This window comes from Pseudomonas rhizoryzae (assembly GCF_005250615.1).
Lineage (GTDB): Bacteria > Pseudomonadota > Gammaproteobacteria > Pseudomonadales > Pseudomonadaceae > Chryseomonas > Chryseomonas rhizoryzae.
On sequence record NZ_SULM01000004.1, the window covers coordinates 140,159 to 158,720 of the forward strand.

Consider the following 18,562-nt stretch of genomic DNA (forward strand, 5'->3'; position numbering starts at 1 on the left):
CTAGGCGATTAGTTGCTCTGCGGCCGCCAGGGCTCGATCAGGGCATCGAGATTCAAGGCATCGGCGAAATCCAGGAACTGATCGCGTAGCCAACTGATCTGGGTGCCGGCCGGCAGGGTGACGGTGATGGTGGCGTTGAGCATGGTACCGCCGGTCTGCGGCGCCTGGTAGGAATCGCACACCAGGTTTTCCACCTCGATCTTGTGGTCGGCGAAGAACTGGCAAAGCTCGTTGAGGATGTCGGGGCGATAGGCGGCACTGACATAAACGACGTACGGCAGGGCCTGGGGACGATTCTCCAGCGCGGCGCTACGGGTGACCCCCACGGTGAAACCATGGCGTTTGCCGAGGCCGGCGAGGCCGCCTTCGAGGCGCGCCAGGCCATCCCAGTTGCCGGAGACCTGCAGGATCAACGCGCTGTATTCTCCGTGCCGGCTCAGGCGGCTGCTGACCACGGCGCAGCGATTGTCCATGCAGCTGCGAAAGAGCACGTTGGTCAGCTCCATGGGATTGGGGCCCATGGCACTGATGACGAGAAATTGTTCGCGAATCGGGGGGGTAACGGACATTGGGGTTCCTGGCAGGGGAGATACGACTAGCAAAGGCGAAAGGGTAGCGAAAAGCGCTCGCGGGGGGAATGCCCGTCGGGGTCCGTTGCTTGTGCTGGCGCAGAGGCGTCAGTACCATTACCGCTCTCTTTTTCCGGCAGGAGCGGTTGCATGATTGCGGGGAGTATGGTGGCGCTGGTCACCCCCATGGACGCCCAGGGGCGTATCGACTGGGATAGCCTGACCAAGCTGGTGGACTTCCATCTCGCCGAAGGCACCGACGCCATCGTCGCGGTGGGCACCTCGGGTGAATCCGCCACGGTCGATGTGGACGAGCACGTCGCCGTGATCCGTCATGTGGTCGAGCAGGTCAAGGGCCGCATTCCGGTCATCGCCGGCACGGGTGGCAATTCCACTCGCGAAGCGATCGATCTGACCCGCGCGGCCAAGGACGCCGGGGCCGATGCCTGCCTGTTGGTCGTGCCTTATTACAACAAGCCGACCCAGGAAGGGCTGTATCAGCACTTCCGCATGATCGCCGAAACCGTCGCCATTCCGCAGATCCTCTACAACGTGCCAGGCCGTACCGCTTGCGACATGCTGGCCGAGACCGTCGAGCGCCTGGCCAACGTACCGAACATCATCGGCATCAAGGAAGCGACCGGTGATCTGGCTCGGGCAAGAGACATCCTCTCCCGGGTCAGCAAGGATTTCCTGGTCTATTCCGGTGACGACGCCACCGCGGCCGAGCTCATGCTGCTGGGCGGCAAGGGCAACATCTCGGTGACCGCCAACGTCGCCCCCAAGGCGATGAGCGAGCTGTGCGCCGCCGCCATGCGTGGCGATGCCGATACGGCACGCGCGCTGAACGAAAAGCTGATGCCGCTGCACAAGAATCTGTTCATCGAATCGAACCCGATCCCGGTGAAGTGGGCCCTGCACGAAATGGGCATGATTGACGCCGGTATCCGCCTGCCTCTGACCTGGCTCAGCTCACGCTGCCATGAAGTGGTACGTCAGGCCCTGCGTCAGGCAGGAGTGCTGGCGTGATTAGGAAGCAGGCGATGAAACGTATCCTGGGTATGACGACGCTGGGCCTGGCCGTGGCGACTGCGAGTGGTTGCAGTTGGCTGTGGGGTGAGCACGGTTACTTCCGCGATCGCAGCAACGACTACCTCGAAGCCCGCGAGACGCCTCCCATGCAGATCCCGCCGGATCTGCACACCAAGCCGCTCGATCCGCTGCTGCCGATCCCGAACAATGTGCCGGACACCCAGAACCGCGCCTATGGCTACCAGGTGCCGCCCCCTCCGGCGCTGAGCGTCCAGGGCAGTGGCAACGAGCAGTACAGCGTGCAGCGCAGTGGCAATGCTCGCTGGCTGGCGGCGCAGAAGGTCCCGGCCTCGGTCTGGCCGACGGCGCGCCAGTATTTGACCGAAAACGGCTTCCGCATCGCCGAAGAGCGCCCGCAGACCGGTGAGATCATCACCGCCTGGCAGTCGCCCACGGAGTTGTCCACGCCGCTGGCGCGCAGCCTGAGCACCAATGGTCGCCTGAAGCCGGGCAACGAGGTGCGGGCCCGGATGCGTATCGAGCCGGGCGTAGCCTCCGGTAGCAGCGAGATCTTCGTTCAGACCCAGACTCGCAGCCAGGGCAGCACCAGCGATCCGGCCTGGTCCAGCAGCCAGGACAGCTCGGCGCTCGACGATGCCCTGCTGAACCAGGTACTGGCCGGTCTGGATCGCAGCGCCGAAGGCGGTAGCTCGGTTTCTCTGCTCGCTACGGGCGCTTACGATACCCCCGAGCGCGTGACCTACGAACTCGACGGCAGTGGCGTGCCCATGCTGGTGCTGGACAGCGACCTGAATCGCGCCTGGTCCAGCGTTGGCCGCGCCATCGAAGGGGCCGACATCCGCGTCGACGACATGGATCGCAGTCTGGGCGTTTACTACGTGAACCTGGCCGAGGGCGCGCAGAAGCCCGAAGAGCGCAAGCCGGGCTTCTTCGGTCGGCTGTTCGGCAAGGGTGAGACCAAGGAAGAGGAAGACGCCCGCGCACGGCGCTTCCAGGTCCGTCTCACTCAGGTCGGCAATGCCGTTCAGGTCACCCTGGACAAGACCATCAATACCGCAGCCCCCAACGATATCGCCGAGGGCGTGCTGAAAAAGCTTCAGACGAGCATGCAGTATGCGCTTCGCAATCCTGGGCAGCGGCAGTCGGGGCAACTCGACCCTGGTGCACAGCCATAACAGCTACATCCTGATCGACTGCGGCTTCTCCCTGCGAGAAGCCGAGCGTCGGTTGGCCCGGCTGGGTGTGGTACCTGCCCAGCTGGACGCCGTCCTGGTCACCCACGAACATTCCGATCACGTCCAAGGCGTAGAGCTGCTGGCGCGCAAGCACGGCGTGCCGGTCTACTACAGCGCCGGTACCGGTCGTGGCCTGCGCAAACCGGTGGCGGCCCAGGGGCTGCTGGTGGATGGTGAGCGGCTGGTGTTGGATGCACTGGAGGTCACCGTCGTGCAGGTGTCTCACGATGCCCTGGAGCCGACGCAGTTCGTCTTCGACGATGGCCGCAAGCGCCTGGGCGTGCTCACCGATCTCGGCGAGGCTACGCCAGGCGTCTTGACCCACTATCGCGGACTGGATGCCTTGGTGATCGAAGCCAACCACGACAGCGCGATGCTCGCTTCGGGGCCCTATCCATACCATCTCAAGGCGCGCGTCGGCGGTGTTCGTGGGCATCTGAACAACCGTCAGTCGGCTGACTTGGTGGCGGAGCTGGCCTGCCCTGGCCTGCAACACCTGGTGCTCGCCCATTTGAGCGAGAAGAACAACAACCCCTGGCTGGCGCGGGCCTGCTTCACCAACGTCCTCGGCTGCGAGGCGGATTGGCTGCAGATCGCCGATCAACAGCAGGGGCTGGAGTGGCGAGCGATCGCCTGAAACAGCCTCCACCGAGTTTCTTTGAGGGCCACGCCTCGCCGCGCGGCCAAAAGATCCAAGATCCTATGTAAACTGCGCTTCCCGGCTGTACTCATCCCGAACCGCTCGCCTCATCTGGTTCGTCCACAGCCTGCAAGCCATTCGAACCGGAGTCCAAGATGGAAAAACGCGCAGAACTCTACCGTGGCAAGGCCAAGTCGGTATTCACCACCGACGATCCCGATCGCCTGGTCCTGTTGTTCCGCAACGACACCTCTGCCTTCGATGGCGAGCGCATCGAGCAACTCGACCGCAAAGGCATGGTGAACAACAAGTTCAACGCCTTCATCATGCAGAAGCTGGAAGACGCCGGCATTCCGACCCAGTTCGAGCAACTGCTGGGCGACAACGAATGCCTGGTCAAGAAGCTCGACATGATTCCGGTGGAATGCGTGGTTCGCAACTTCGCCGCCGGTAGCCTGGTGCGCCGTCTGGGCGTGGAGGAGGGCCTGGAGCTGACCCCGCCGACCTTCGAACTCTTCCTGAAGAACGATGCTCTGCACGACCCCATGGTCAACGAAAGCCACGCCCAGGCCTTCGGCTGGGCCACCCTCGACCAACTGGCCGAGATGAAGGCGCTGACCTTCCGCATCAACGACATCCTCAAGCAGCTGTTCGACGACGCCGGCCTGCTGCTGGTGGACTTCAAGCTGGAATTCGGCCTGTTCCACGGCAAGGTGGTGCTGGGCGACGAATTCAGCCCGGACGGCAGCCGCCTGTGGGACAAGGCAACCCGCAAGAAGATGGACAAGGATCGCTTCCGCCAGGGTCTGGGTGGCGTGATCGAGGCCTATGAAGAGGTCGCCCAGCGCCTGGGCGTTCCGCTCTAAACGCAAGCCGCTGATACCAGAGCTTTTTTTGCAATTGCTTGTTCGCTTTTGCACTCATGGCTGGTATCATGCGCCGCGTTGGAGAGATGCCGGAGTGGTCGAACGGGACGGATTCGAAATCCGTTGAGTCAGCAATGGCTCCTAGGGTTCAAATCCCTATCTCTCCGCCATATCGCAAGTCGCTGAAGCCCCTGGAAATGTTGAAATTTCCAGGGGCTTCGTCGTTTCTGGAGGATATGCAGGGACCACTTTGGAGCCTGATCAGCCCGCATCGTCCACCACGCCACCGTCTAACGCTTTGGGTTTTCAGCGCGCTGGCTTTAACCTGGCTGGCCTCGTTTGGCGAAGTCTTGCTGCAGTAGGGTCATTCTCCAGGTGCTGCCGAGTCAGTGGGGGCGAGCGCCTCGGAGGATGCGGAGAATTCCCTGATGCGCTGATAGCGGGTCAGCCAGAGGCCCAGTTCCAAGGTAAGCGTCTTGCGCTCCAGCGCGGTAAGCACCGATAAATCTTCTCTAATCGCTCGCTCAGCGATTTCTATGGCTGCCAGTTGCCCAATCGTACGTGCAGGGCAGTTTTTAATGGCGTAGTGAAGGGCTTCTTTATAATCGCTATCCAAGCCGGGCATGACGCGTCCTAATTAGGCCTTCGATAAGCAGTGATGTATTGATGCTTATCCATAGTGGTTGTTTTATATCTCGACCCTCCTGTTGCCGTTCAACTGGCCGGAGTTCCTTCTCGGCCCCTTAGGCATCCATGGCTGCTCCTCAGCGGCCATGATCGGTACGCAAACTCCTGTCAGCGCGCGATTCCCGCGGTACGCTCCGCTCATCGGGCCGCTGAAGGCTGGAGTCGATGATGTTTGGAGCCTAGCCGGATTGGTATCCCTTCTGGTGGCTTTTCCAGACTTAGTGATAAGCGGTCCATTAACTTGTACTCGATTTATATCGAGCTCTAAATCGGCTGTTTCAAAGGCTTTCGCCTATTAAAAGAACCGGGTATAAAGATAAAATCTGTATCGAAGTTGGACGAAGCCGCGGGTACGGTCGTGCTCCATTGATCGGCTGTAGCTGCCGATCAATGCCGGCACAGCCGTCGAGCGGTAGTGGGGATCGCGGCAGATGGCTGGACGCGCTGTCTAATTGGAGCGATGCTGAAAACGTCCGCTGCGGAGGGGACGATCCCCTGGTGAGGCCCAGCAGTGCCTAGCCAGGGCGAGTGGCTTCGGCGAATAAAAATAAGAGAGGAGTCGAGCGATGTTCTATAAGGTCAGCGTGTATTCACGGCCGGAAGATCGTGGGCTATTGGTCTGGCGGTGGAAGAAACAATTTCTCGGCGAGTGGGTCGAGTCGCGTCAGGAGTTCGAGGACTGCGATCATTGCGTGCATCATGCGCTGCTGGATGCCAAGGGACAGCGTATCCACCTCGAGACCGATCGCTGCACCCTGTATCGCTATCGTTTTCAGAGCATGCTTCACCAGTATGGGAGCTGCTACTGCCTGAGCGGTGGCCGAACGTCCGAAGCCATCCTGGATCTCATCGCGCAGATCGAGGAGCGCCACAACATCATAGTGCTACGGGACGGCCAGCCCTTCTTCGCCCATTACCGCGCCGACCTTCAGCCGGAGGGGACGCTCGATCCCGAGTTATGGCAGGGCGTGGAATGGCGGAACCTGGAAGGGCGCTTCGAATACGCGCGCAATCCCAGACCGCTCTGACCATCGAGCCAAGTTGGGGGAGCCTAGAAGGGTAGGAGTTCCTGGCGCATGATGCTGATGTCGGCGGGCGCCTGGATACCCACCTGTACCCGCTCCCCCTGCACCTTGATGATGCGGATGTTGATGCCGCCATTGAACAGCTGATCCAGCACCTTTTCCTCATCAGCACCCGGTTTCAGGGATAGGTTGATGATTTCGTCGGTGCGGCGCGTCAAGACCAGATAAGACATGAGCATCCCTGCCATGATTTCGAGGCTCAGATGATAGCCAGTTCTGCTGAGTATGAGAACAAGTCCGCAGATTATTCGCTCTAGGACGGGAATCTGCGCCTATTTAGCCGCCATTGCCGCGGTTTCAGTTGCCAACGCCGGATGACGAACCCTAGCAGGCCGGCAGAAATCGTCAGCAGATTTACTCGGTCGGTGGGACCACTGCCGTGATAGCCAGCGGCAAAGGCAACCAGGGTCGCGAGTGCCCACATCGAGATCGCCGACGCGACGGCGACGGCCATTTCATTCAAGTCCGAAGCCGGTGCTCGCCTCGCGGCGGGGAGCGGTTCGTTTTCGTAGTCTTCTTCCAGCATGGGCAGCTCCGGCGTGCTTCTTGTTTGAGATTATCGCCAAGCGTCTTATCGACTGCTTATGAGCAGTCTGGATGGGAGCGATAGCGCGATCAGCAATTTTTTCCGCTGAGCGGACCAGAGGTACTCGCTAGAGCCATGGATGGTCATCGGAAGCGGTCGAGGTGCCGTTTCGCTGCATGACAGCTCGTCTGACGGCAGACAACTGCTGAAGAAAAGGACCGGTCACTGCTGTGTTCGATGTGAGCAGCCTGGAGACCATCATGAGCGACGACAAGATCACTCTTACCACCCGCCAAGGCCACCCTGTACGGGACAATCAGAGCCTGAGAAGTGTGGGGGAGCGCGGCCCGGCGACGCTGGAAAACTATCAGTTCATCGAGAAGATCACCCACTTCGACCGGGAGCGGGTACCCGAACGGGTCGTGCATGCCCGGGGCACCGCCGCCCATGGTTGGTTCGAGGCCTATGGCACCATCGGCGATGAGCCGGCGAGTCGTTACACCTGCGCCAAGGTGCTGACCAAGACCGGGGTAAGGACGCCGGTTTTCCTGCGCTTTTCCACGGTGATCGGCGCCAAGGAATCCCCCGAGACCGCGCGGGATCCCCGCGGCTTCGCGATCAAGTTCTATACCGAGGACGGCAACTGGGATCTGGTGGGGAACAACCTGAAGGTGTTCTTCATCCGCGACGCCATCAAGTTTCCCGATATGATCCATGCCTTCAAGCCCGATCCCATCACCAACCGCCAGGAGCCATGGCGCTTCTACGACTTCGTCCAGCACCATCCGGAAGCCCTGCACATGGTGACCTGGGTGAAGAGCCCCTGGGGTATTCCCGCGGACTACCGGCACATGCAGGGATCGAGCGTGAACACCTACAAGCTGGTCAATGACCAAGGCGTTGCGGTGCTGTGCAAGTTCTCTTTCGAACCCAAGCAGGGCATCAAGAACCTTACCAGCGAACAGGCGGCCGACATCCAGAAATACGATGTGGGCCATGCCACCCGGGATCTCTACGACGCCATCGACCGCGGCGACTATCCCGAATGGGAGATGTGCGTGCAGATCATGACGGACGAGGCCCACGACGAGTTGCCCTTCGACCCCCTGGATGACACCAAGCGCTGGCCCGAGGATCAGTTTCCCTTGCTGCCAGTGGGCCGGCTGGTGCTGGATCGCAATCCCGCGAATGTCTTCGCCGAAACCGAGCAGGCAGCCTTCGGGACGGGGGTCCTGGTGGAAGGGATCGACTTTTCCGACGACAAGATGCTGCAGGGGCGGACACTGTCCTATTCCGATACCCAGCGCTATCGGGTCGGTGCCAATTACCTGCAGTTGCCGATCAATGCGCCCAAGTGTCCCTATGCGACCAACCAGCGCGATGGCCAGATGGCCCTGCAAGTGGATCGCAGCGGCAGCAATCCCCATGTCAATTACGAGCCGAGTTCCGAGGGCGGCCTGAGCGAGGCACCGCGGCCGCAACACGAGTATCGCCAGTGGATCGAGGGGCACCTGGGCCGCTATCAGTCGCGCAAGACCGCAGCGGACTATCAGCAGACCGGCGCGCGTTACCGTTCCTTCGAGGAGTGGGAGCGAGACGACCTCATCGCCAATCTGGTCGCCGACATGAAGGCGTGTCCCGAGAACATCCAACTGCGGATGGTCTGGCATTTCTGGCACTGCGATCCGGACTATGGAACCCGCGTGGCCCAAGGCGCCGGCATCGACCTGGAGAGGGCCAAGGCCTTGCCGAATCTGCCAGGGCATCCGGCGCCCAACGAGGATGTGCCGGGCGCGACCTACCAGGGCGGTGAGCGAGAGGCACCGAAGCCTGGTACGCCTGGGCAGCCTGCCTGACTTGGCCATGAGCCGACGGATAGGTGCCGTCGGCGTCGCCGGTGCTCAGCGAGTCGATTCGTCCCGTTCGAAGAGCGTCCAGCAGCGGTCGAAATCCTCGCGCCAGTCGGGCAGGGTGAACGGCAGCACCGCCTGGGCCTTGCTGCAATCCAGTCGGGAATAGAGTGGACGAGTGGCCGGGGTGGGATAGTTGCGCGTGTTGGTCGGATAGAGACGGGCACGTAATTCGCCACGGTTGGCCAAGCACTCGGCGATGGCTTCGGCGAAGCCGTACCAGGAGGTCTGGCCGGCATTGGTCAGGTGGTACAGACCGCCCAGTTCGGGTTGTTCACCGAGGCGTTTGACCAGGTGACGGGTCGCCCGGGCGATCGTCGGTGCCCAGGTTGGAGCACCTTGCTGGTCGTCCACCACATGCAGTTCGTCACGCTCCGCGAGCAGGCGGCGCATGGTATTGAAGAAGCACTGGCCATCGTGGGAGTAGACCCAGGAGGTGCGCAGGACCAGGGCGCGACCTCCGCTGGCCAGTACCGCCTGCTCGCCGGCCAGCTTGGAACGTCCATAGACGCTCAACGGCGCTGGGGCGCAGGCTTCGGTGTAGGGCTGGCGACCGGTGCCGTCGAAGACGTAATCGGTGGAGTAGTGGACGAAGGGGATGTCGCGGTCACGTGCCCATTCGGCCAGGATCCGCGGCGCCTCGGTGTTGATCGCGGTGGCGATCTCGGCGTCGTCCTCTGCCTGATCGACCGCGGTATAGGCCGCCGCATTGATGATGAGATCGGCAGTGAGAGTTTCGAGCGCCACGCGCAGCTGTGAGGTCTTGGCGAGATCCAGCTCCGCCTGGCCGATGACGGTGAGCCGATGGGTACTGGCGAACTCGCGCTGCAAGGCACGCGAAACCTGGCCGGAGCGACCGATGATCACAATATTCATGAAACCATACCTGAGCGCCTTCCTGCGAAGGCGTACGTCCTGAAAATCGATTCCTGAAAAGCCCAAGGCTTTTCCCGCACTAAAGCCAACCGGTCGCACGGGGCGACAAGCTTGGATTTCCGGTCATCTTTCGCGAGAAAGATGGCAGCCGCTGGCTATGGCGGAGTGAGCATCGACTGGTTGGACGAGAGGGTCATGGTGCGACTCGAAAAGGATACGCGGCTAGGACTGCCATCCATCGGTGTGAGTTCAGCTTGGACGGGACAGCGATGCCAGCAGCTTGCCAAGCTCTAGACCTGCCGTCGAGGCGGTTAGCACAGCGGTATGGAGAACCTGTTCAAGTTCGCGGATGTTGCCGGGCCAGGCATAGGCGAGCAGGGCGGCTTCGTCCTGGGGCGTCAAGACAGGCGGCGAGCGACCGAGACGCTCGGCGTGTTGCTTGAGGAAATACCGAGCGAGCGGCAGTAGATCGGCCGGACGCTCCCGCAAGGCGGGCACTGGTAGCTGCCCGGGATTTAGCAGCCGCCAGAGTCCCGCGTCGAAATTGCCTGCCGCCACCGTACGCTCGAGGTCCACACTGGAACCGGCGACCAAGCGCACGTCCACGGCGGTACGCTGGTTGCTCCCTTCGCGCAGGATGCTGCCCTCTTGGAGAACCTGGGCCAGTTCCTGCTGTAAGGCGTGCGGCAGATCGGCAATTTCATCCAGATAAAGGGTGCCATGCTGGGCCGTACCGAACCAACCCATGCGACTACCCGAGGTGCCCGCGTAGGCGCGGGGCAGATAGCCGAATAATTCGGCGCCGGCGTGGCGACGGCTCAGCGAGGTGCAACTGAGACTGCTGAACAGGCCGGAACGGCCGCTGCGCTCGTGGAGACGCCGCGCCAACAGCTCCCGGCCGGTGCCCCATTCGCCGGAAAGCAGGACCGGATGCGGATGAGGGGCGAAGCCATCGAGCTGGTCGAGCAACTGGCGCGAACGAGGATCGGCGAAGGCCAGCGCCTTGGCGCGAATGGTGAGGGTATTCTGCTGATCCGCGGGTACGATCAGCAGATCATGGGAGAGGGTAGGCATGTCGACGTCACAGGCGGGCAAGGTACTCAGCATGAAGGCCCAGATTTATATCTAAAAATAAGAATTAACTATGTTTTTAGATTTGTTGGTTATTTTATGGGAATAAGATGCTGCGGTTTGGCCCTCGATCCGCCGGCATGCCTAAGGTTTTCTACGAGGCCTCATCGAGCGCAGGCCTTTTCACTCAGAACCTTGAAACCCGCTGGATGGCACCAGCTTGATTACAGGAGGCCTGTTTTGGTTTTTTCCTCTGTTGGCAGAAGTCGTAGGCGGCGCCTTGGGAAGCGCGCTGGTAGATGGGATCTAGCGCGCCTAGCGCCGAGGTGATGTCTGATGGCCGTTCTGCGTACGCCCTGTCCTCCTGCTGTCTGTACCTGCGAGCGTGAGCGCGTACTGGCCGATCCGCACCTCGATGCGCGGGCGCTGCTGCTCAACCGCACGGAGGAGCAGCGGCTGCTGGCACGCTTGGAGGGCGTCGCCAGTCTTGCCGACTTGCAGCGCTTGCAGCAGCGGTTACTGGAGCAACTGGGTATCCGTCTGGAGATCGCCCCGGGGCTGGGTGAGGTGCGTAGCGCGCGAGGCCTGGTGATCGAGCTGCAACCCCGTCCCGGGCTGTGTCGCAAGCTGCATCAGTCGATACCCGCAGCCATTCGCCGTGGGCTCACGCAACGGCCGGAGATCCTTTACGAGCTGCTCAACGCCAACGACCTGCTACGTGACGCCTGAGCGGCTTCTAGGTCGGCGCCGCGATGCCAATCCAGGTAGGGGAGTGATCGCTGGTTTTCTCCAGGTCCCGTACCCAGCGGTGCACGCCGGCGTCCTTGAGGTGGGGTGCCAGCGCGGGGCTCAATAGCAGATGGTCGATGCGCAGCCCCGCATTGCGTTGCCAGCGCTGCCGAAAATAGTCCCAATAGGTGTAGATCGCCTCATCCGGGTGTCGCGCGCGCAGGGCATCCAGCCAACCCTGGTCGAGCAGGCGTTGGAAACAGGCGCGACTCTCGGGTTGCAGCAGGGCGTCCTTGCGCCAGGACTTGGGATCGTAGATGTCGCGGTCGGTGGGCACTACGTTGTAGTCACCCGCGAGCACCACGGGATGGCCACTGTCGAGCAACCCCTGGGCATGCTCGATGAAGTGTTCGAACCAGGCCAGCTTGTAATCGAATTTGGGTCCCGGCCAGGGGTTGCCGTTGGGTAGGTAGAGGCAGGCCACGATCACGCCTTTCACCGCCGCTTCGAGATAGCGACGCTGAGGGTCATTCTCCATCCCAGGTAGGCCGCGGCGGATCTCCAGCGGTTGATCGTCGCGCGCCAGGATGGCCACCCCGTTCCAGGAGGGTTGGCCATCCCAGAGCGCACCGTAGCCTGCCGCTTCCAGTTCCGCCTGAGGGAAATCGGTCGCCTTGGCCTTGAGTTCCTGCAGACAGACGATGTCCGGGCGTTCCCGCTCCAGCCATTGCAGCAGGATGGGCAGCCGGGCGCGGATGCCATTGACGTTGTAGGTCGCGAGAGTCAGGCCAGCCATTGTGGGCTCCTGCAGGATGTATCGAACCTGACCCGTCAGGCGGTCACTCGGTTCCTTGTCATAATTTATGTGATGCAGTTCACTTTAATTAATGACTAACTTTTTTTGGCACCTTCGGGAACTTTTGGTCGCCCGCCGAGATTTCTGCAAAGAAAAATTGACGATGAAGATGAAATCTCTGTTTCAGACTTTGATTTGAGGATGTCTCATCAAGCGAGACGACGAGCGGTAATTATAAAATACCTATAAAAATCAGTTGCTTGTATAAGTGTGCGGTAATGGCTAAATAGTGGCTACCACAATAAGGCGCAGAAGTTGGCATATCGCTTGTATAGATCGATAGGCCTGGAGGCATTGCTTCGCTGCACTCTGTCAGCGAAGTCCTTCTCTCACTTCATATCGGCGAGTGTTCAAGGAGAGCGTTCACGTGTCGATTTAGCGCAGTTGGTGATGATGAAACAAACCATCCTGAAGTTTTCCCGTGGGGTCGCGCAGACGTTACCCTTCATCGCCGCCTTGGCACTCGCTCCCAGTGCCGAGGCTGAACAGGTCAATCTGGTAGGTCTCAATCTGTCCGGTGCCGGCTTTGCCGGCCAGGTACTGCCAGGCGTGAACGGTACTCACTACATCTTCCCCGTGGAGGCTTACTTCAAACAGTGGAGTGCCAAGGGGATCAAGCTGATCCGCTTCCCGGTCATCTGGGAACGCCTGCAACCGACCTTGGGCGGCCCGCTGGATGCCACCTATGCGGCCCTGATCGACCAGACCTTCGCCAATGCGCAGAAATACGGCATGCGCATCATCCTCGACCTGCACAACTACACCTTCTATCGCGGGTCGGTCATTGGCAGTGCCGCGGTTCCCTATGACCGCTACCAGGAGATCATGACGCGCATCGCCCAGCGCTGGAGCAACCAGCCGTCGCTCTATGCCTACGACATCATGAACGAGCCGCACGACTCGATGGCGCAGTGGCCGATCGCCGCCCAATACGGCATCAATGGCGTGCGGGCGGTCGACAAGACCCGCATCATCATGATCGAGGGCAATGGCTGGTCGGAGGCGACCCGCTGGCCGCTGTGGAACGACGCCCTGCTGGCGCTTAAGGACCCGTCCGACAACCTGGTCTTCCAGGCGCATTCCTATTTCGACGAAAGCGCTGGCGGCAACTACACCGGCATCGACGTGGGCAAGCTGAGCCAGGACTATGGCGTCGAACGCGTACGGCCCTTCGTGGAATGGCTGAAGAAGCACAACAAGAAGGGGATGATCGGCGAGTTCGGTGTGCCGGACAACGATCCCCGCTGGCTGCCGCTGATGGACCGCATGCTGGCCTATCTCAAGCAGAACTGCATTCCCTCGACCTATTGGGCGGCGGGCCCGGGCTGGGGTAATTACTTCCTGTCGGTGGAGCCGATCAATGGCGTCGACCGACCGCAGTGGCCGACGCTGCGCAAATACATCGATGACAGCAGCTGTACCGCGATCGGGCCCATCGCCAGCGGGACGAGCAATTCGTCGGCCGGCAGTGGAACGGGGGCCTCGAGCGGTTCAAGCGGCAGTACCGGCGGTGCTGGCAGCAGCAGTGGTAGCAGCGGCTCGGCCACGGGTGGTACCGCGGGAACGGGTAGCTCCACGGGCACCGGTAGTGCCGGCGGCTCGACGACTACCACCGGGGTGACTACCTCGATCAACGATTTCACCAATGAGGACTGGTTGCATGGCGTCTATCGCAAGGCTGCGGGTTTCTCGATTCCGGCTTCCGCCGCGAACGTAGGGGCCTTCAAGGTCGGTGCGCTGCTCACGCCAGCCGATGGCAAGAGCTACAAGGTGACCTACGCCCAGGTAGTGGGCAGCAACCTGAGTGTCTTCATCGAAAGCCCGCAGTTGGATGGCAATGTCTTCGGGTATCCCAAGACCTTGCGCACCGGAACCACCACGTCCGGGTCGAGCACCGCTGCGCCGGCTGCATCGACCGGTTCGACGGCTAGCAGTGGCAGCTCCGGCTCGAATGCCAGTTCGGGCAGTGCGACGCCTGTCGTGACGGTACCGTCCGGGTCGGGTACGTCCAGCAGTGGAACCGGCGCCTCGACGTCGACGGGCAGCACCACGACGGGTAGCGCCACCACGCCCTCGGGGTCCACCACGGGTTCGACGGGAACCGCGGCGAACACGGCCAAGCTCAATCTGGTCGGGCTGAATTTCTCGGGCGCGGCCTTCGCTCCGCAAACTCTGCCGGGCGTGCTCAACGTCAACTACATCATGCCGGTCGAGGCGCATTTCCAGCAGTGGAGCGCCAAGGGTGTGCGCCTGATCCGCTTCCCGGTGATCTGGGAGCGCCTGCAGACCCGTTTCTTCGGCAGCCTGGAGGCGGAATACACCCGGCAGGTCACCCAGGTGCTGGAGCTGGCCAAGAAGTACAACATGAAGGTGATTCTGGCGCTGGATAACGGTGGTCGCTACAAGGGCACCGTGATCGGTACCGGCAACGTCACCAACTTCAACTACTGGGACCTGACGTATCGTCTGGCCTACCAGTGGGGCAACCATGCGGCGCTCTATGGCTACGACATCATGGGCAAGCCCAACGGGGCGGACAGCAGCTGGCCGGTGACGGCGCAGTCCGGTATCGACGGCGTGCGCACCATGGACCGGACTCACCCGGTGATCGTCCAGGGGAATGCCTGGGGCAGCGCGGTGAACTGGCCGGGCGCCAGCAACGCCTTGCTGGGCCTCAAGGATCCGGCGAACAACCTGATCTATGCGGCCAACGTGTATCTGGACCAGGACGGCAGTGGCAACTACGCGGCGCAGGACATGAACAGCGTCGATCCGCAGGTCGGGGTCAATCGCGTCAAGCCCTTCGTCGAGTGGCTCAAGCGCAACGGCAAGCGTGGGATGATCGCCGAGTTCGGCGTGCCGGCCGGGGACAGCCGCTGGCTGACGGCCACCGACAATCTTCTGGCCTACCTGCAGCAGAACTGCATGCCGCTGACCTATTGGGCCGCGGGACCGGGCTGGGGAAGCTATGCCCTCGCCGTGGAGCCGGTGAACGGTGCCGAACGACCCCAGTGGCCGACCCTGAAGAAATACGTGGATGCCAGCAACAGCTGTACGGCCATAGGGCCACGCTGAAGGCCAGTCGGTTAGCCGGAGCGGCGGCGGATTCCCTGGGGCATTCGCCGCCGTTTTCGTTTTGGGTCATTACGAGAGTCAGACTTTATTCTGTCACATAGCGCTGAAAAGCTTAGCGAAACGGCTCTGGGACAGGTCTTAGGCGGACGACGAACGGCTATAGCTCGACTTATTGGCTCGCGGTTAGAGTCGAGTTGTCACCTCAAGCACAGGGAGTAGGTGCCATGACGCAAACCACCCAGCAACGGCTGCAAACCTTGGAAGAACAGATCCTGAATCATCGTCAGGATCTTGCTCGGAGTCGGCAAAGCTTCCAGGAGCAATTCGTCATCTATACCAAGAAGCATGCTCGTCTGAGCGTGCTCGAAGCCCAGCTCGAGCTGGTACGCAATAACGCCAAGTCGAGCTGACGTGCAGCGGCGCCATGGCTCAATCGTCCCGTGTCAGGACTTCCAGCAGCTCGATTTCGAAGGTCAGATTGGAGTGCGGCTTGATCAGCGCACCCATCTGGCGTTCGCCATAGGCCAGTGCTGCCGGGACTTCCAGCCGCCGTTTGCCGCCCACCCGCATCCCCATTAGCCCCAGATCCCAGCCCTTGATCACCCGTCCGGTGCCGATCACGCACTGGAACGGGCGGCCCTTGGCGCGGGAGGAGTCGAACAGGGTGCCGTCGTCCAGCCAGCCTTCGTAGTGGGTGGTGATCAGGGCCCCCTTGACCACGGCCTTGCCGTCGCCTTCTTGCAGGTCCTGGATCTTCAAGCCGTTTTCCATCAGTCGTCCTCGGAAAAAATGCCGATTCTAGTGAGCCTGGCCTGCGCCTGCAGGGAGAATCCCGCTGCTCAGCGGGGCTCGGGAGCATCCAGCAAACTGGGCAGCGCCGTACGCGGTGGCACCAGCAGGGGCGCGACCTTGTGTAGCCGGACCTCGGACTCGGGTCGGTCCATGAGTTCGAACGCCAGTTCCAGGATGCGATCGACGTTCTGCTGCATCATGTAGATCGGAAAGGGCAGGAAGGAGGCAAAAGGGTCGTAGTCGAAACAGCCGACCACCAAGTCGGTGACCGGCGCGCTGGACGGCTGGGGCAACACGCCGAGCAGACCTTCCAGGTTGATGGTGGAATTGATGAACAGGCCTTTCGGCAGACGGCCGTGCCGCTGGATGTAGGCCGTCAGAGCCTGCTGGGTCAGGGCCGGCGAATAGCCCGGCGCGCTGAAGACGTCGTCGCTCGCCGCGTTGCCGAAATGCGCTTTCTTGGCGGCGAGGAAACCACCGATCCGCTCACGGCTGGCATAGTCGGAGTAGCCGCCGAACAGGCAGAGATCCCCTGGGAGAAGATCGTGGAAGGGCAGCAGCACGTTCAGGATCGCCTGAGTCAGCTCGAAGGCGCCGGCGTAGTTGTCGCTGGTCACCGAGGTGGCCAGGGTGCCGGGCAGATCGAGATTGAGATGTCGCACCCCGGCGCGTTCGCACGCGCTGTGGATGCTGTCGGGATCGGTGGCGCCGGCGATGAACAATTCGTCGATCGAATAGGCCAACAGCGATTCCACGGTGCTGCGCTCCAGCTCCGGATCGCGGCAGCCGCTGACCACCAGCGGGCAAAGCCCGCGCGCGCGTACCCGCGCCTCGAAACCCTGGGCCAGGGCCGAGAAGAAGCGGTTGTCGTACAGCGGCAGCATCAGCCCCACCAAGCCGGAGCGCGACTGGCGCAGTCCACGTGCCTGCAGATTGGTGCTGTAGCCATGTTCTTCGGCCAGGGATTGGATGAGCTGGGCGGTGGCTTCCTTAATTCGCCGTTTGCGCCAGGAGCCGTTCAGCACGGCGCTGACCGTGGACGCGGAGCTGCCCGATAGCTGGGAGAGATCGTAGATCGTCGCTTTTTTCTTGCCAGCAGGGGCCATGCTAGAGCTTTCCATTGGTCGTCGAGCCACTTGACAGTAGTGGATTTCGCAGAGTAATTCTATTTGCACCATCGATTGTGCAAGCTGTGTAGCATCGTCGAGGGGATTGCAATCCGGTCTGCAAGGCTGTGCCGCTGGCCGTATCCATCAGTCGTCGGGTCTCGTGATCGGCGCCGGTTGGGTGCGCGCTGTCGGTGGGGAGTATAGCGATCCAGGTAATCCCCACCGCAGCTGTTCCGCCCATCGGCGGAGCGGCGGTCGGTGAAGTGTCCGGTTCGAAGCCCTATCCAAGGAAAACAAGAAAATGGCGCGAATCTCCAAGCTATCCCGGTTCACCCGCACCCTCCTGGCCGCGACCGTCGGCACCGGTCTGGCCGTCTCCGGTCTGCAGGCCGCGACGCTCACCGCGGCGCCGGTGGCCTTTCTGATGCCCGATCAGAGCTCCACCCGCTACGAAGAGCACGACCTGCCGGGCTTCCAACGGCAGATGAAGACGGTCTGCGCGGAATGCCGGGTGATCTATCAGAATGCCAACGGCGATGCATCACGGCAGCAGCAGCAATTCAACGCTGCCTTGGCCCAGGGCGCCAAGGTGATCGTCCTGGACCCGGTGGACTCCAAGGCTGCCGGTTCGCTGGTGCGCATGGCCCATGCCAAGGGTGTCAAGGTGATCGCCTATGACCGTCCGGTGACCTCGGTGCCGGTGGATTACTACGTCTCCTTCGACAACGAAGCCATCGGCAAGTCCATCGCCACCTCCCTGGTCGAGCATCTGCAAGCGGAGAAGATCGATCCCAAGAGCGGTGGCTTGCTGGTGATCGGCGGCTCGCCCACCGACGCGGCGGCGGGGCTGATCAAGAAGGGCATGCTGGCGGGGCTGGCCAACAGTGGCTATGCGATCCTGGCGGAGTACGACACGCCCGAGTGGGCGCCGTCCAAGGCCCAGCAGTGGACCAGCGGCCAGATCACCCGTTTCGGCAAGCGCATCCTCGGCGTGGTGGCGGCCAACGATGGCACCGCCGGCGGCGCGGTGGCGGCGTTCAAGGCGGCTGGCGTCAATCCGGTACCGCCGATCACCGGCAACGATGCCACGGTGGCGGGCCTGCAACTGATCATCGCTGGCGACCAGTACAACACCATCTCCAAGCCCAGCGAGATCGTCGCCAGCGCGGCGGCGGATGTGGCCGGCGACTTCCTTGCCGGCAAGACACCCAAGCCCGAGACCACGCTGTACGACGCGCCTTCGCGGTTGTTCGTGCCGAATCTGGTCACCGCCAAGAATCTCAAGGCGGAGATCATCGATCAGAAGGTCGCCGGCCAACCGATCCAGACCGCGGCCCAGCTCTGCACCGACCGTTATGCCGAGGGTTGCAAGCAGCTCGGTATCCAGCCCTGAGTCGAAGCGAACGGCCAGGGTAGGGCATGCGGTAGGTCGCGTCTGCCTGGGTCGTTCGCTTGCTGGACCTTTTGACGACCGGCGCCTTCG

At 61.8% G+C, this 18,562-nt stretch carries 19 protein-coding genes and 1 tRNA gene; 11 read left to right on the forward strand and 9 right to left on the reverse strand.

Annotation, left to right across the window (positions count from 1 at the left end; all coding sequences use genetic code 11):
• Positions 1-8: 8 nt before the first annotated feature.
• Complete coding sequence (locus tag FAZ11_RS07260) at positions 9-569, reverse strand: glycine cleavage system transcriptional repressor (protein WP_058760960.1); 561 nt, start codon at positions 567-569, stop codon at positions 9-11.
• Between the two features lie 150 nt (positions 570-719).
• Here FAZ11_RS07260 and dapA point away from each other — a divergent pair, with 150 nt between their 5' ends.
• The 5 genes from dapA to FAZ11_RS07285 all read left to right on the forward strand — a co-directional run bounded on the left by dapA (position 720) and on the right by FAZ11_RS07285 (position 4,533).
• The gene (gene dapA, locus FAZ11_RS07265) at positions 720-1,598 is read left to right on the forward strand and encodes a 4-hydroxy-tetrahydrodipicolinate synthase (RefSeq protein WP_058760959.1); all 879 of its coding nucleotides are present in this window, start codon (positions 720-722) and stop codon (positions 1,596-1,598) included.
• Between the two features lie 14 nt (positions 1,599-1,612).
• Positions 1,613-2,797: an outer membrane protein assembly factor BamC gene (gene bamC / locus FAZ11_RS07270; RefSeq protein ID WP_058760958.1), complete on the forward strand. Its 1,185-nt coding sequence runs from the start codon at positions 1,613-1,615 to the stop codon at positions 2,795-2,797.
• Positions 2,736-3,494, forward strand: a complete 759-nt coding sequence (locus FAZ11_RS07275) for an MBL fold metallo-hydrolase (protein ID WP_058773497.1) — start codon at positions 2,736-2,738, stop codon at positions 3,492-3,494. Before bamC ends, FAZ11_RS07275 begins: the two co-directional genes overlap by 62 nt.
• A gap of 158 nt (positions 3,495-3,652) precedes the next feature.
• The gene (gene purC / locus FAZ11_RS07280) at positions 3,653-4,363 is read left to right on the forward strand and encodes a phosphoribosylaminoimidazolesuccinocarboxamide synthase (protein ID WP_058760956.1); all 711 of its coding nucleotides are present in this window, start codon (positions 3,653-3,655) and stop codon (positions 4,361-4,363) included.
• Positions 4,364-4,443: 80 nt separating this feature from the next.
• Positions 4,444-4,533: transfer RNA gene (locus FAZ11_RS07285), tRNA-Ser, on the forward strand.
• 194 nt (positions 4,534-4,727) lie between these two features.
• Here the strand turns inward: FAZ11_RS07285 and FAZ11_RS07290 are convergent.
• Positions 4,728-4,988 (reverse strand): hypothetical protein, encoded by a 261-nt coding sequence (locus tag FAZ11_RS07290; RefSeq protein ID WP_137279498.1) that lies wholly within the window; start codon positions 4,986-4,988, stop codon positions 4,728-4,730.
• A gap of 628 nt (positions 4,989-5,616) precedes the next feature.
• On the opposite strand from FAZ11_RS07290, the gene FAZ11_RS07295 reads away from it, so the two are divergent.
• The gene (locus FAZ11_RS07295; RefSeq protein WP_137279497.1) at positions 5,617-6,078 is read left to right on the forward strand and encodes a hypothetical protein; all 462 of its coding nucleotides are present in this window, start codon (positions 5,617-5,619) and stop codon (positions 6,076-6,078) included.
• A gap of 23 nt (positions 6,079-6,101) precedes the next feature.
• Here the strand turns inward: FAZ11_RS07295 and FAZ11_RS07300 are convergent, their stop codons facing one another.
• Entirely contained in the window at positions 6,102-6,308 is a 207-nt protein-coding gene (locus tag FAZ11_RS07300; protein ID WP_074529892.1) for a carbon storage regulator, read from the reverse strand.
• Positions 6,309-6,388: 80 nt separating this feature from the next.
• Positions 6,389-6,661, reverse strand: coding sequence for a hypothetical protein (locus FAZ11_RS07305; RefSeq protein WP_058783027.1), 273 nt, complete (start codon positions 6,659-6,661; stop codon positions 6,389-6,391).
• Positions 6,662-6,921: 260 nt separating this feature from the next.
• On the opposite strand from FAZ11_RS07305, the gene FAZ11_RS07310 reads away from it, so the two are divergent.
• Positions 6,922-8,517, forward strand: coding sequence for a catalase (locus FAZ11_RS07310; protein ID WP_058767314.1), 1,596 nt, complete (start codon positions 6,922-6,924; stop codon positions 8,515-8,517).
• Positions 8,518-8,562: 45 nt separating this feature from the next.
• Here FAZ11_RS07310 and rfbD read toward each other — a convergent pair whose 3' ends face one another.
• Positions 8,563-9,447: a dTDP-4-dehydrorhamnose reductase gene (rfbD, locus tag FAZ11_RS07315; RefSeq protein WP_058778374.1), complete on the reverse strand. Its 885-nt coding sequence runs from the start codon at positions 9,445-9,447 to the stop codon at positions 8,563-8,565.
• A 249-nt stretch (positions 9,448-9,696) separates the two neighbouring features.
• Positions 9,697-10,554, reverse strand: coding sequence for a sigma-54-dependent transcriptional regulator (locus FAZ11_RS07320; RefSeq protein WP_240043625.1), 858 nt, complete (start codon positions 10,552-10,554; stop codon positions 9,697-9,699).
• Between the two features lie 300 nt (positions 10,555-10,854).
• On the opposite strand from FAZ11_RS07320, the gene FAZ11_RS07325 reads away from it, so the two are divergent.
• Complete coding sequence (locus FAZ11_RS07325; RefSeq protein ID WP_058767294.1) at positions 10,855-11,247, forward strand: hypothetical protein; 393 nt, start codon at positions 10,855-10,857, stop codon at positions 11,245-11,247.
• Between the two features lie 7 nt (positions 11,248-11,254).
• Here the strand turns inward: FAZ11_RS07325 and xth are convergent, their stop codons facing one another.
• Positions 11,255-12,043 (reverse strand): exodeoxyribonuclease III, encoded by a 789-nt coding sequence (xth, locus tag FAZ11_RS07330; RefSeq protein WP_137279496.1) that lies wholly within the window; start codon positions 12,041-12,043, stop codon positions 11,255-11,257.
• 450 nt (positions 12,044-12,493) lie between these two features.
• Between xth and FAZ11_RS07335 the strand changes: the two genes are divergently transcribed.
• Both FAZ11_RS07335 and FAZ11_RS07340 read left to right on the forward strand, forming a co-directional pair.
• On the forward strand, positions 12,494-15,178 hold the full coding sequence (locus tag FAZ11_RS07335) for a glycoside hydrolase family 5 protein (RefSeq protein ID WP_137279495.1): 2,685 nt from the start codon (positions 12,494-12,496) through the stop codon (positions 15,176-15,178).
• Positions 15,179-15,402: 224 nt separating this feature from the next.
• Positions 15,403-15,588 carry a hypothetical protein gene (locus FAZ11_RS07340; protein WP_058760946.1) on the forward strand — a complete coding sequence of 62 codons (186 nt, stop codon included), beginning with the start codon at positions 15,403-15,405 and terminating at the stop codon, positions 15,586-15,588.
• Between the two features lie 19 nt (positions 15,589-15,607).
• Here the strand turns inward: FAZ11_RS07340 and FAZ11_RS07345 are convergent, their stop codons facing one another.
• Positions 15,608-15,949 (reverse strand): FKBP-type peptidyl-prolyl cis-trans isomerase, encoded by a 342-nt coding sequence (locus tag FAZ11_RS07345; protein ID WP_058767297.1) that lies wholly within the window; start codon positions 15,947-15,949, stop codon positions 15,608-15,610.
• Between the two features lie 68 nt (positions 15,950-16,017).
• A complete protein-coding gene (locus FAZ11_RS07350; RefSeq protein WP_058778378.1) occupies positions 16,018-17,076 on the reverse strand; it encodes a LacI family DNA-binding transcriptional regulator in 1,059 nt (352 codons plus the stop codon).
• A 304-nt stretch (positions 17,077-17,380) separates the two neighbouring features.
• Here FAZ11_RS07350 and FAZ11_RS07355 point away from each other — a divergent pair, with 304 nt between their 5' ends.
• Positions 17,381-18,472, forward strand: a complete 1,092-nt coding sequence (locus FAZ11_RS07355) for an ABC transporter substrate-binding protein (protein WP_058773489.1) — start codon at positions 17,381-17,383, stop codon at positions 18,470-18,472.
• Positions 18,473-18,562: the final 90 nt, after the last annotated feature.

Excerpts from the sequence above, each read along its gene's own strand:
- bamC (WP_058760958.1), top strand. The coding sequence starts at position 1,613 with ATGAAACGTATCCTGGGTATGACGACGCTGGGCCTGGCCGTGGCGACT.
- dapA (WP_058760959.1), top strand. The coding sequence starts at position 720 with ATGATTGCGGGGAGTATGGTGGCGCTGGTCACCCCCATGGACGCCCAG.
- purC (WP_058760956.1), top strand. The coding sequence starts at position 3,653 with ATGGAAAAACGCGCAGAACTCTACCGTGGCAAGGCCAAGTCGGTATTC.
- FAZ11_RS07295 (WP_137279497.1), top strand. The coding sequence starts at position 5,617 with ATGTTCTATAAGGTCAGCGTGTATTCACGGCCGGAAGATCGTGGGCTA.
- FAZ11_RS07355 (WP_058773489.1), top strand. The coding sequence starts at position 17,381 with ATGGCGCGAATCTCCAAGCTATCCCGGTTCACCCGCACCCTCCTGGCC.
- FAZ11_RS07290 (WP_137279498.1), bottom strand. The coding sequence starts at position 4,988 with ATGCCCGGCTTGGATAGCGATTATAAAGAAGCCCTTCACTACGCCATT.
- FAZ11_RS07305 (WP_058783027.1), bottom strand. The coding sequence starts at position 6,661 with ATGCTGGAAGAAGACTACGAAAACGAACCGCTCCCCGCCGCGAGGCGA.
- FAZ11_RS07345 (WP_058767297.1), bottom strand. The coding sequence starts at position 15,949 with ATGGAAAACGGCTTGAAGATCCAGGACCTGCAAGAAGGCGACGGCAAG.
- rfbD (WP_058778374.1), bottom strand. The coding sequence starts at position 9,447 with ATGAATATTGTGATCATCGGTCGCTCCGGCCAGGTTTCGCGTGCCTTG.
- FAZ11_RS07275 (WP_058773497.1), top strand. The coding sequence starts at position 2,736 with ATGCGCTTCGCAATCCTGGGCAGCGGCAGTCGGGGCAACTCGACCCTG.
- FAZ11_RS07325 (WP_058767294.1), top strand. The coding sequence starts at position 10,855 with ATGGCCGTTCTGCGTACGCCCTGTCCTCCTGCTGTCTGTACCTGCGAG.
- FAZ11_RS07340 (WP_058760946.1), top strand. The coding sequence starts at position 15,403 with ATGACGCAAACCACCCAGCAACGGCTGCAAACCTTGGAAGAACAGATC.
- FAZ11_RS07260 (WP_058760960.1), bottom strand. The coding sequence starts at position 569 with ATGTCCGTTACCCCCCCGATTCGCGAACAATTTCTCGTCATCAGTGCC.
- FAZ11_RS07310 (WP_058767314.1), top strand. The coding sequence starts at position 6,922 with ATGAGCGACGACAAGATCACTCTTACCACCCGCCAAGGCCACCCTGTA.
- FAZ11_RS07320 (WP_240043625.1), bottom strand. The coding sequence starts at position 10,554 with ATGCTGAGTACCTTGCCCGCCTGTGACGTCGACATGCCTACCCTCTCC.
- FAZ11_RS07300 (WP_074529892.1), bottom strand. The coding sequence starts at position 6,308 with ATGTCTTATCTGGTCTTGACGCGCCGCACCGACGAAATCATCAACCTA.
- FAZ11_RS07335 (WP_137279495.1), top strand. The coding sequence starts at position 12,494 with ATGATGAAACAAACCATCCTGAAGTTTTCCCGTGGGGTCGCGCAGACG.
- FAZ11_RS07350 (WP_058778378.1), bottom strand. The coding sequence starts at position 17,076 with ATGGCCCCTGCTGGCAAGAAAAAAGCGACGATCTACGATCTCTCCCAG.
- xth (WP_137279496.1), bottom strand. The coding sequence starts at position 12,043 with ATGGCTGGCCTGACTCTCGCGACCTACAACGTCAATGGCATCCGCGCC.